Source organism: Solemya elarraichensis gill symbiont, from assembly GCF_002021095.1.
Lineage (GTDB): Bacteria > Pseudomonadota > Gammaproteobacteria > Chromatiales > Chromatiaceae.
In genome coordinates this window covers 1-1,879 of the sequence record NZ_MPRK01000295.1, presented here as the reverse complement: position 1 = coordinate 1,879, position 1,879 = coordinate 1, and the positions used below count along the sequence as shown (strand labels likewise).

2 protein-coding genes and 2 pseudogenes are annotated in these 1,879 nt (G+C 50.0%); 1 reads left to right on the top strand and 3 read right to left on the bottom strand.

Annotation, left to right across the window (positions count from 1 at the left end):
- Positions 1–98: 98 nt before the first annotated feature.
- Positions 99–284, bottom strand: a pseudogene (locus BOW51_RS10340) (C4-dicarboxylate ABC transporter substrate-binding protein); the annotation flags it as partial.
- 216 nt (positions 285–500) lie between these two features.
- On the opposite strand from BOW51_RS10340, the gene BOW51_RS10335 reads away from it, so the two are divergent.
- Positions 501–1,088 (top strand): DUF4202 domain-containing protein, encoded by a 588-nt coding sequence (locus BOW51_RS10335; protein ID WP_078477640.1) that lies wholly within the window; start codon positions 501–503, stop codon positions 1,086–1,088.
- 131 nt (positions 1,089–1,219) lie between these two features.
- Here BOW51_RS10335 and BOW51_RS10330 read toward each other — a convergent pair whose 3' ends face one another.
- Positions 1,220–1,525 carry an alpha/beta fold hydrolase gene (locus BOW51_RS10330; protein WP_135568257.1) on the bottom strand — a complete coding sequence of 102 codons (306 nt, stop codon included), beginning with the start codon at positions 1,523–1,525 and terminating at the stop codon, positions 1,220–1,222.
- Positions 1,522–1,879: pseudogene (locus tag BOW51_RS11325) on the bottom strand (alpha/beta hydrolase); the annotation flags it as partial. The gene BOW51_RS10330 and the pseudogene BOW51_RS11325, both read right to left, overlap by 4 nt.

Here is a 1,879-nt window from a genome sequence, read left to right as displayed (position 1 = left end):
ACGCAGGGCGTCCGGGGCAATAAAGGCTGTCGAAGATCGAGTGTAAAAGGGCGACTTGGATGTCCCGTTTTACATCACGAGATCAAAGACACGCTTGAGGAAATATTCAGTTTGAAATCGCCATTGGTTTTCTGTTCAACAAGTTCGGCGAGCTTCTCAACGTTTTCTGTAAAGGCTCTTCGTTTGCCCCATAGTGAGACATTCCATTCGGTCGCTGCCTGTACTTCAAAAGCCAGGAAGCTGACACCGATTGCCGATGCAATCAATAGTCTACTGAGTTTCATAAATTTCTCCGGTGGTTTTGTTGTTGCTGCTGCATCAATTGTGTGCAACAGTTATTGTTGTCCGCCCAATCTACCACTATTGAGAACAGGGCAACAACCTGAAGGAAACTGGTCTATTAGATCAATTCCGCAAAAGAATTCTGGTTGATTGGCTGAAACTCCCGGTAAAATATCCGTTTTGCGGATTATTGGAGTTATTGAATGTCATCTGAGGCAATGTTTGAGAAGGCGGTATCACTGATCGATGCAGCCAATAGCGAAGACCCGAACAAGGTTATGGTAGATGGAAAGGAGTGGCCAAAAGAGCTGCTCTATTCCCACCGTATGGCAGAAATGATTGACCATTTTGCACCCGAAGCAAACGATGCCGCCAAGCTTGCGGTACGCGCCCAGCATATCCAGCGCTGGAAATCACCGCGTGACGAGTTTCCGATGAACCGCCAGGGTTACCTGCAGTGGAGAACAAATCTCTACAAGTTTCATGCGGAAACAACGGGTGAGTTGTTGAAGCAGGCTGGCTATGACGACGATTTTACCGAGGAAGTGAAGAAGGCAGTTGGCAAACGTGCGCTGAAGGTCAATGCAAACACGCAATTGCTTGAGGATGTTGTTGACCTCGTATTCATTGAGCACTACATGCTTGAGTTTGCGGAGAAACACCCGGAGTACAGCGAGGAGAAGTGGATCGATATCATCCAGAAAACCTGGAAGAAGATGTCGGAGACGGCGCACGAGTTTGCATTGTCAGGAAATATCACCCTGCCTGAACCACTGGTGCCCCTGATTCAGAAAGCGCTTGCCTGAGACTCGCCGTTTCTCGCGATTTTGAAAAGTCGTCATCCCGGTGATAACAGAGTCACCCCGGACTTGATCCGGGGTCTATCTGGAACAACGCTATGCTCCTGAATACCGGCTCAAGGCCGGCATGAAGGGGCTCAGAGTGATTCGATGAATTCAACCGCCTCGTCTGCGAGGTCCTCGGCATAGAGATCACGGAAGAAGTGATCTGCGCCATCAATGACACTCATCTGAAGATTCTCCTTTTCTCCAAGTGCCTCGATCTTCTCTTCGAGATTGATAACAACAGTGTCTTCACTGCCCGCAAATACCATCACCGGCTGTGAGAACTCCTTGAGTAAATAGGTCGTTTCCATGCGTGGCTCATCGGCATAGTAGCTTGCAAAGGAGGAGGCGGTCGCCGATGTCTTCTGGCAGTAGATGAAATCGACATTCTCCATCATGGTGTCGCCCTTGCATCAGCAACCAGTTTGTTGGCTTTTTCGACAAGAGGCGCGAGTCCCACTTCATAACGTTTCTTGTAATCGGCTGCCATGTAGTCGATTACATTCGAGGCTGGTGCGATTAGAATGGTTCCTTTGACCGGGCTCCCTTCCTTCAATTCAGAGGCGTACCATGCCGTCTGGTTGCCGCCGCGTGAGTGCCCCAGAAGAATGATGGACTCAACACCCTGGTCAGAGAGGCACTTTTGCCACAGGCCGATCTCTTCGAGAGCGTCGGTATGCTTGTGGTTGTGCGGGACAGGGCAGTCATACATGCCGGTACGTTCGCTGAGTCCAAGGCTCAGGCTGATAGCC

Bases quoted from the DNA above. Each gene is read 5' to 3' on its own strand.
- BOW51_RS10335 (WP_078477640.1), top strand. From the start codon at position 501: ATGTTTGAGAAGGCGGTATCACTGATCGATGCAGCCAATAGCGAAGAC.
- BOW51_RS10330 (WP_135568257.1), bottom strand. From the start codon at position 1,525: ATGATGGAGAATGTCGATTTCATCTACTGCCAGAAGACATCGGCGACC.